This is a genomic window from Caballeronia terrestris (assembly GCF_001544515.1).
GTDB classification, from domain to species: Bacteria; Pseudomonadota; Gammaproteobacteria; order Burkholderiales; family Burkholderiaceae; genus Caballeronia; species Caballeronia terrestris.
In genome coordinates, this window is record NZ_FCOL02000120.1 from 1 (window position 1) to 8,541 (window position 8,541).

At 61.4% G+C, this 8,541-nt stretch carries 8 protein-coding genes and 1 pseudogene; 8 read left to right on the top strand and 1 reads right to left on the bottom strand.

Annotated features, from left to right (window positions below):
• On the top strand, nt 1-190 hold a 190-nt coding region (locus AWB67_RS42395; protein ID WP_235025480.1), incomplete at its 5' end, for a hypothetical protein.
• An 18-nt stretch (nt 191-208) separates the two neighbouring features.
• On the opposite strand, the gene AWB67_RS32970 is transcribed toward AWB67_RS42395, so the two are convergent.
• Nucleotides 209-1,273, bottom strand: a complete 1,065-nt coding sequence (locus tag AWB67_RS32970; RefSeq protein WP_087660226.1) for a glycosyltransferase family 4 protein — start codon at nt 1,271-1,273, stop codon at nt 209-211.
• A 634-nt stretch (nt 1,274-1,907) separates the two neighbouring features.
• On the opposite strand from AWB67_RS32970, the gene flhD reads away from it, so the two are divergent.
• From flhD to cheW, 7 genes and pseudogenes are all read left to right on the top strand, one after another.
• The gene (gene flhD, locus AWB67_RS32975; RefSeq protein WP_087660227.1) at nt 1,908-2,231 is read left to right on the top strand and encodes a flagellar transcriptional regulator FlhD; all 324 of its coding nucleotides are present in this window, start codon (nt 1,908-1,910) and stop codon (nt 2,229-2,231) included.
• A 22-nt stretch (nt 2,232-2,253) separates the two neighbouring features.
• Nucleotides 2,254-2,826 carry a flagellar transcriptional regulator FlhC gene (gene flhC, locus AWB67_RS32980; protein WP_087660228.1) on the top strand — a complete coding sequence of 191 codons (573 nt, stop codon included), beginning with the start codon at nt 2,254-2,256 and terminating at the stop codon, nt 2,824-2,826.
• Nucleotides 2,827-2,952: 126 nt separating this feature from the next.
• Nucleotides 2,953-3,813, top strand: coding sequence for a flagellar motor stator protein MotA (gene motA, locus AWB67_RS32985; RefSeq protein WP_087660229.1), 861 nt, complete (start codon nt 2,953-2,955; stop codon nt 3,811-3,813).
• Between the two features lie 39 nt (nt 3,814-3,852).
• A pseudogene (gene motB, locus AWB67_RS32990) lies at nt 3,853-4,848 on the top strand (flagellar motor protein MotB); the annotation flags it as partial.
• A gap of 143 nt (nt 4,849-4,991) precedes the next feature.
• The gene (locus AWB67_RS32995; protein WP_087660230.1) at nt 4,992-5,372 is read left to right on the top strand and encodes a response regulator; all 381 of its coding nucleotides are present in this window, start codon (nt 4,992-4,994) and stop codon (nt 5,370-5,372) included.
• 87 nt (nt 5,373-5,459) lie between these two features.
• Nucleotides 5,460-7,679 (top strand): chemotaxis protein CheA, encoded by a 2,220-nt coding sequence (gene cheA, locus AWB67_RS33000; RefSeq protein WP_087660231.1) that lies wholly within the window; start codon nt 5,460-5,462, stop codon nt 7,677-7,679.
• Between the two features lie 31 nt (nt 7,680-7,710).
• Entirely contained in the window at nt 7,711-8,232 is a 522-nt protein-coding gene (gene cheW, locus AWB67_RS33005; protein WP_087660233.1) for a chemotaxis protein CheW, read from the top strand.
• The last annotated feature ends 309 nt before the right edge of the window (nt 8,233-8,541 follow it).

Here is an 8,541-nt window from a genome sequence, read left to right on the forward strand (position 1 = left end):
ACTGGGAGTTTCGCAACTGCTTATCTGCACCTATCCGCACGCTGCGCTTGGCTTCGCGCGATTCTGCAAGACCGACTTCTTATCGGGCGCTGATAAATCGCCTAAATCGGACGGCCAAAAAAATGCCGCCCCGGGGGGCGGCATTTTTCATCACTATTTGCATAACGGCGCATCGAAAGACCGCCGTTAATCGAAACGCGATTCTTCTTTAACCGACTGCAACCTGACGCAGCACCGGGCGCTTTGCGGCCTGAAGCATCGCCGTATAGCTTTCGACGTAATTCTGCGCCATCGTCTTCGCGCTGAAGCGGCGTTCGAATTGCGCGCGGATTTCCGGGCGCGACAATTCATCGAGGCGTTGCAGCGCGCCGACCGCGCCCTGCACGTCTTCGCAGATATAGCCCGTCACGCCGTGGTCGATCACCTCCGGCACCGAGCCGCGATTGAACGCGATCACAGGCGTGCCGCAGGCCATCGCTTCGATCATCACCAAGCCGAACGGCTCCGACCAGTCGATCGGGAAGAGCAGCGCCTTCGCACCCGACAGGAATTCGGGCTTCTGCGCCTCGTTGATCTCGCCGACGAATTCCACGTGTGCCTGCGAGAGCAGCGGCTCGATCGTGGACTTGAAGTATTCCTGGTCGACCTTGTCCACCTTGGCGGCGATCTTCAGCGGTAGACCGCTTTGGGCAGCGATCTTGATGGCGAGATCGGCGCGCTTTTCCGGACAGATACGGCCGAGAAACGCGAGATATTCCGGCTTCTTGTGAGTCTGCGGCGTCAGCAGATTTTCCGGCAGACCGTGATAAATCGTGTTCAGCCATGCGGCTTGCTGCAGCGGCAGGCGTTGCGAATCGGAGATCGAGATCACCGGCGCCTTCGTGAACGTGTTGAAGATCGGCTGTAGCTCCGGCAGGTCGAGACGGCCGTGCAGCGTCGTGACGAACGGCGTGTCGAGCTGCGAGAACAGCGAAAACGGCATGTAGTCGAGGTGAAAGTGCAGCACGTCGAATTCATGCGCACGCTGACGGACGCTTTCGAGCAGCAGCATGTGCGGCGCGAGCGCATCGCGGATCGACGGATCGAGGCGCAACGCGCGCGGCCACGCCGCTTCGAGCGTCGCCTTCGTCTGGGAATCGCCGCTTGCGAAGAGCGTCACATCGTGGCCGAGGTCGACGAGCGCGTCCGTCAGATAGGACACGACGCGCTCGGTGCCGCCATAGAATTTCGGGGGAACTGCTTCATGCAACGGTGCAATTTGTGCGATTCGCATAACGTGACTCTCCTTGTTTCGTGAGGGCATCGCACAATCGCGCCCCGGTCGAGCGCTTCAGCGAATGCCTGTCGGACGGACAACGGTTTGCCGCCGTCCGAGATCGGCCCGGAAATCGACCGGGTTATCCCTTACGTTCATTATCGGTATCGAGCCCGGCATTACACTTCCTTTTTCAATCGCTTAACCTTGTTACAGGACGAAACACCGCCTGTTACGTAAGTCGAAAGTTGTCGGAAACCCCTGAAAACACAGGCTTTTCGGCTTTTCGCGATGTGCTCCGTTACCGCCGGCAAGAGACAGGAGCAATCTCCGAGCCATGCCTACAAACGAAGGGACCTTAAAAGCAGACGATATTCACGAGCGCTCTTAAGTAATTCCAAGCGATGCCGTAAAACCGGAGAACCGCGCGGAAATATCTGTATTTCCGCCCGGTGTAGGAAATCTTCTTACAGACATTTACCCGTCACGCTGACGCTGAATCGGAATGTTTGTCCGATATTCACGGGCTGTTCATTCGACGAAAATCCGCCTGAACATATAGGAACGTGGCCGCATTCCCTTTTGCACCCTGGAATTCGAGCAAACGTTTCCGCTTGTGGCCTGACCAGCCACGGTATCGATCGGGGGAGATATGACGACCAGTCATGCCAGCACGCTCGCGGAAATCCGCGAGGTGAATTTGTCGTATTTGTTGCTCGCGCAGCGCCTTCTGCAGGAAGACCGGGAGAGCGCGATGTTTCGCATGGGCCTCGCCGCGCCGCTCGCGGACGTGCTCGAAACGCTCAGCCTCGCGCAACTCGTGAAGATCGCGGCGTCGAGCCAGGTGCTGTGCCGCTTCCGTTTCGACGATCACGCAATTCTCTCGTCGCTCGCCGACAAGGAAAAAAGCACCGCGCTCGCGCAAACGCACTCGGCGATCCTGATGGCGGGCCAGAGCGCCGGCCAGATCGGCTGAGCGCGTCGACGGAGCCGGCCGGATGGCGACGAAGAGCGTGATCGGAGAAGTCCGCGAGATCACCCTGGCGATCGAACTGATCGAACTCGGGGCGCGGCTGCAACTGCTCGAAGCGGAGACGAGCCTCTCGCGCGACCGGCTGATCCGCCTCTACAAGGAACTGAAGGGCGTGTCGCCGCCGAAGGGCATGCTGCCGTTCTCGACGGACTGGTTCATGACCTGGCAGCCCAACATCCATTCGTCGCTTTTTTACGGCATCTACCGGTTCATCAGTGAGCACGGCGGCTGCGAGCCGATTCAGGCGATCGTCAAGAGCTACCGCCTTTATCTCGAACACAACGAATTGCACGGCGAAGAGCCGATTTTGAGTCTCACGCGCGCCTGGACGCTGGTGCGTTTCTTCGACTCCGGCATGCTGCAGACGAGCGCCTGCTCGCGCTGCACCGGTCATTTCGTTGCGCACGCCTTCGACTTGCGGCAGGGCTACGTCTGCGGTTTGTGCCAGCCGCCGTCGCGCGCGGGCAAGACGCGCAAGGCGAGCGCGGCCAGCGTCGCGACTTCCGCGCAGCCCGGCGACGCCGAAATCGCGGCGTAAGCGAAACCCCGTTTCCACGCGGGTTTCATCGTCGGCGCCTCTCGGCACTTCCCCCAAAGTTTTTACGCTTCATGCCGTAAACCACTTAACGGCGGTCTTGCCGCATCGAAACATGAGGACTCGACTGTGCTGATTTTCGTGGGAACACTAGTGACACTGTTGTCGGTTTTCGGCGGTTACGCGCTGGAAGGCGGGCATCTCGGCGCGCTCGTGCAACCGGTCGAAATCCTGATGATCGCGGGCGCGGGTGTCGGCGCGTTCATCCTCGGCAACGGGATGAAGACGATCAAGGCCACGCTGCGCGTCATCCCGACGCTCTTCAAGGGCTCGAAGTACAACAAGGACGTGTACATGGAGCTGATGGCGCTGCTCTATGTGCTGCTCGCGAAAGCGCGCAAGGAAGGCACGCTGACCCTCGAATCCGATATCGAGGACCCGCACAAGAGTCCGATATTCAGCCAGTACCCCAAGATTCTCGCCGACGAACACATCGTCATCTTTCTGACCGATTACCTGCGCCTGATGGTCGGCGGCAACATGAACGCGTTCGAGATTGAAAGCCTGATGGACGAGGAGATCGAAACGCATCACGCCGAAGGCGAAGGCCCCGCGCAGGCGCTGCACAAAGTGGGCGACGCGATGCCTGCGTTCGGCATCGTCGCGGCGGTGATGGGCGTCGTGCATACGATGGCCTCCGCCGACCAGCCGCCCGCAATCCTCGGCGAAATGATTGCGCAGGCGCTCGTCGGGACGTTCCTCGGCATCCTGATGTCGTACGGCCTGATCGGGCCGCTCGCGAGCGTGGCGGAACAACGCGTCGCGGAGTCGACGAAGATGTTCCAGTGCATCAAAGTGACGATTCTCGCCAGCCTGAACGGCTACGCGCCCTCGATCGCGGTCGAGTTCGGCCGCAAGGTGCTCTTTTCCACCGAGCGCCCGTCGTTCTCCGAGCTGGAAGAGCACGTGCGCCGGGTCAAGGCGAAGTGACGTGCGCTCATGGCTGCGCGTGACTACAAAGGCACCGGGATGAGCAACGACAAAGACCGTCCGATCTTCATCAAGCGCGTGATGAGCCGCCGCAAGAGCCATCACGGCGGCGCGTGGAAGCTCGCGTATGCGGACTTCATGACCGCGATGATGGCGTTCTTCCTGCTGATGTGGCTGCTGAGCTCGGTGTCGCCGGTGCAGCGGCGCGGCATCGCGGAGTATTTCAACATGCCGCTCAAGGCCGCGATCATGGGCGGGCAGGGCACCGGCATGGATTCGAGCATCCTGCAAGGCGGCGGGCGCGACATTTCCAGCCCCGAGCCGGGCACGACGCGCATGAGCGACGGCACGTACAGCAAGCGCATGTCGATGCGGCCCAGCGAGCAGGATCTGAAGGACGCGACGACCGAACTCGAACGTCGCGAGCAGGCGCGCTTGCACGATCTTCAAATCAAGCTGATGGCGGCGATCGAAGCGAATCCGGCGCTGCGCCAGTTCAAGCAGCAGATCCGTATCGATTCGACGCTGACGGGCTTGCGCATCGAAATCGTGGATACGCAGAAGCGGCCGATGTTCGCGCTCTCGAATGAAAACGTGCAGCCGTACATGCGCGACATCCTGCGCGAGATCGGCAGGACGTTGAACGACGTCCCGAACCGCATCGTCGTGCAGGGACACACCGACGCCGTGCAGTACGCGGGCGGCGAGAAGGGCTACAGCAACTGGGAGCTGTCGGCGGATCGCGCGAACGCGTCGCGGCGTGAACTGATCTCGGGCGGCATGGATGAAGCGAAGGTGCTGCGCGTGATCGGCCTCGCGTCGACGCAGAACCTGAACAAGAAGGACGCGATGGACCCGGAGAACCGGCGCATCAGCATCATCGTGCTCAACCGCAAGTCGGAACTCGCGATGACGCACGACGACGCCGCGGCGACTACGTTGCTCGACAACGCGGCGAATGCTAGTGGTTCCGCTCCGCCGGGCGTGGCAACCAAGCCGCTGATCGACAAGCTCGGCCCGGCGGCGACCACGCCCCGCAGGCCGTCGCATCAGGCCGCGCTCGACACGCCGATAGAGCGCGTGACGATCGCGACCGCAACACCCCCCATTTCCTCCGCCACGACCGCTCAGCAGCAGTGACGGCCCAAACCCGTTCGGTCAAACGAGCAAGAGATTTCATGATCAACAACATCCTGGCAATCGACGATTCCGCCTCCATGCGGCAGATTCTTTCGGTCACGCTGACCTCGGCGGGCTACGCCGTGACGGTCGCGGGCGACGGCATCGAAGGGCTTGAAGCGGCGCTCGCCGAGCGCTTCGATCTCGTGCTCACCGACCATCACATGCCGGGCAAGAACGGCCTCGACCTGATCGTCGAATTGCGCGCCAACCACGCCTACAAGACCACGCCGATCCTCGTGCTCACGACCGAGGACGGCGAGCCGTTCAAAGACGCGGCACGCGGCGCGGGCGCGACTGGCTGGATCGAGAAGCCACTCGACCCCGAACTGTTGACGGAACTCGTCGCGGCATTGTCGGAAGAAGCGCAACAGGGCTAAAGCATTTGCGCGAAAGGCCGTAGACCAGACACACACTGAACGCGCACGACGGCGCCGACTGACCAGCATTCCCGCGGTGACTCAAGCATGACACTCGACATTACCCAGTTCTATCAAACGTTTTTCGACGAAGCCGACGAACTGCTCGCGCAAATGGAGCAGCTGCTGCTCGTGCTCGACATCGCGAATCCCGATCCCGAGGACCTCGCGGCGATCTTCCGCGCGGCGCACTCGATCAAGGGCGGCGCGGCGACCTTCGGCTTCACGGCGCTCACCGAGACGACGCACATCCTCGAATCGCTGCTCGACCGCGCTCGCAACAATGAGCTCGTCCTGCGCCTCGACATGATCGACACGTTCCTCGCGACCAAGGACGTGCTCTCCGACCAGCTCGCCGCGTATCGCGCGAGCGCCGAGCCGGATGCGGCCGCAGCGGCTGCGATCTGCGCGAAGCTCGAACGCCTGAAGAGCGAGGACGCGGGGCAGAACGCCGCGCCCGTGGTCGAAGTGGCCGTTGCGGCAGTTGTCGAAGAGTTGGCGTACGAAGGCCCGAATGCACCGCCGGCCCACGTGGTCGCGCAGACGCACGAAATCATCGAAGACGATGGTAGCTGGGACGACGCCTTCGAAATTACCGATTCAGCATCGAATGCAGGATCCGCGCAGGACGCTACGCCGGGACACACCGGCGCCCGCGCGGAAGCAGGACCCCACCTGAAAATTACGCTACGGGGGGTGGGCGAGAAGGACCAGGCTCTGTTGACGGATGAGCTTGGCAATCTGGGCAGTATCGCCGGCCAGAAGAAGTCAGGCGGCGACCTCGTGTTGTGGCTCGACTCCGATGTGTCTTCCGACGACATCATCGCCGTGTGCTGTTTCGTGATCGACGAGTCGCAGATCGTCGTCGGTCGCGGCAATGCGGCGGATGCGTCGGTCGACAGCGCTCCGGCAACGGACGCTGCGCCGGCAGTAGCTCAAAAGCAGGTCCAAGAGGCGGCGGTGGCAGCGCCCAGGCAAGAAGAAGCGGCACCGGCGGCGGCGCAAGCCGCCGCCGGCATCCGCCCGGATCAGGCGCCGAAAGCGGCTGAGAAGGCGCGTCCCGCCGCGGCGGCATCGGCGGAAGGCAGCTCGATTCGCGTCGGCGTGGAGAAGGTCGACCAACTGATCAACCTCGTCGGCGAACTGGTGATCACGCAGGCGATGCTCGCCGAGACCACCAGCACGTTCGACCCTGCATTGCACGACCGGCTTTTCAACGGCATGGCGCAACTCGAGCGCAACGCGCGCGATTTGCAGGAAGCCGTCATGTCCATCCGCATGATGCCGATGGATTACGTATTCAGCCGCTTCCCGCGTCTCGTTCGCGACATCGCGGGCAAGCTCGGCAAGGAAGTGGAACTCGTCACGTTCGGCCAGGCGACCGAACTGGACAAGAGCCTGATTGAACGCATCATCGATCCGCTCACGCACCTCGTGCGCAATTCGCTCGATCACGGTATCGAAACCGTCGATGCGCGCCGCGCGGCGGGAAAGTCGACGACGGGGCAGCTCGTTTTGTCGGCGGCGCATCACGGCGGCAACATCGTGATCGAAGTCAGCGACGACGGCGCGGGCCTGCGCCGCGACAAGATTCTCGCGAAGGCGCATAAGCAGGGCATGCAGGTCAGCGAGTCGATGAGCGACGACGAAGTGTGGCAGCTCATCTTCATGCCGGGCTTCTCGACCGCCGAGCAAGTCACCGATATATCGGGGCGTGGCGTCGGCATGGACGTGGTGAAGCGCAACATCCAGTCGATGGGCGGACATGTCGAGATCACGTCGCGCGAAGGCCGTGGCACGACCACGAAGATCATGCTGCCGTTGACGCTTGCGATCCTCGATGGCATGTCGGTGAAGGTCGGTAGCGAGATTTTCATCCTGCCGCTCAACTTCGTGATGGAGTCGCTGCAACCTGTGGCTGAGGACATCTACACCGTCGCTAATGGTGAGCGCGTCGTGCGCGTGCGCGGAGAGTATTTGCCGCTGGTCGCGTTGCATAACGTATTTTCGGTCGAAGGCGCGCGGACCGAACCGACGCAGGGCATCGTCACGATCATGCAGACCGAGGGCCGCCGCTTTGCGATGCTGATCGACGAACTGGTCGGACAGCAGCAGGTCGTGGTGAAGAACCTCGAGACGAATTACCGCAAAGTGCACGGCATTTCCGCCGCGACGATCCTGGGCGACGGCAGTGTCGCGCTGATCGTCGATGTGGCCGCGCTCAATCGCGAATCGCGTGCGCAGCACGGATCGCACGCTCATTCCTAATTTGCAACACCAATTGATTCCGGGGGCTCACGTGGCAGCAGACATTCAATCGATTCATTCCGCCGCATCGCAGCGTCGCGATGCGCAGCACGCAGAGGCTGCGGGGCAGGAGTTTCTCGTCTTCACGCTTGGCGCCGAAGAGTACGGCATCGACATTTTGAAGGTGCAGGAAATTCGTGGTTACGACAATGTCACGCGCATCGCGAATGCGCCGACGTTTATCAAAGGCGTGATCAATTTGCGCGGCATCATCGTGCCGATCGTCGATATGCGGATCAAGTTCAATCTTGGACGCGTCGAGTATGACAATCAGACGGTTGTGATCATTCTTAATGTCGCGCATCGCGTGGTGGGGATGGTTGTCGATGGGGTTTCTGATGTCTTGACGCTGACCGCTGAGCAGGTCATGCCTGCGCCGGAGTTCGGCGCGACGCTCACGACCGAGTATCTCACCGGGCTCGGTACCGTCGACGGACGCATGCTCATCCTCATGGACATCGAGAAGCTCATGACCAGCAAAGAGATGGAACTCATCGATTTAGTCGGGGCTTGATTTTCGCTGGCGCTCGGGGGGCGTTGTGTACACCGTTTGATGCGCTTTGGCTTCTATGGAACTTGCTTTCTTTTTCGTCTATTAGCTCTGCCCCTGTCCGGGGCGGGACTCACTTTCTTTGCTGCTGCAAAGAAAGTAAGCAAAGAAAGCAGCTTCCAACCGCCAAAGCTAACAAACCCTCACTCGCATAAAAGCGGATTGGCGCTGGAGAGTAAGTGTCGCCCTCACGGCGGAACCGGGCTTGGCTCGCGGACCCACTGCGGCAACTCGCAGTACACCGGACAGGTGCAGCAGTCATACATCCGTCCT

Coding starts and splice junctions, on each gene's coding strand:
- AWB67_RS32970 (WP_087660226.1), bottom strand. CDS start 1,273: ATGCGAATCGCACAAATTGCACCGTTGCATGAAGCAGTTCCCCCGAAA.
- flhD (WP_087660227.1), top strand. CDS start 1,908: ATGACGACCAGTCATGCCAGCACGCTCGCGGAAATCCGCGAGGTGAAT.
- flhC (WP_087660228.1), top strand. CDS start 2,254: ATGGCGACGAAGAGCGTGATCGGAGAAGTCCGCGAGATCACCCTGGCG.
- AWB67_RS32995 (WP_087660230.1), top strand. CDS start 4,992: ATGATCAACAACATCCTGGCAATCGACGATTCCGCCTCCATGCGGCAG.
- cheA (WP_087660231.1), top strand. CDS start 5,460: ATGACACTCGACATTACCCAGTTCTATCAAACGTTTTTCGACGAAGCC.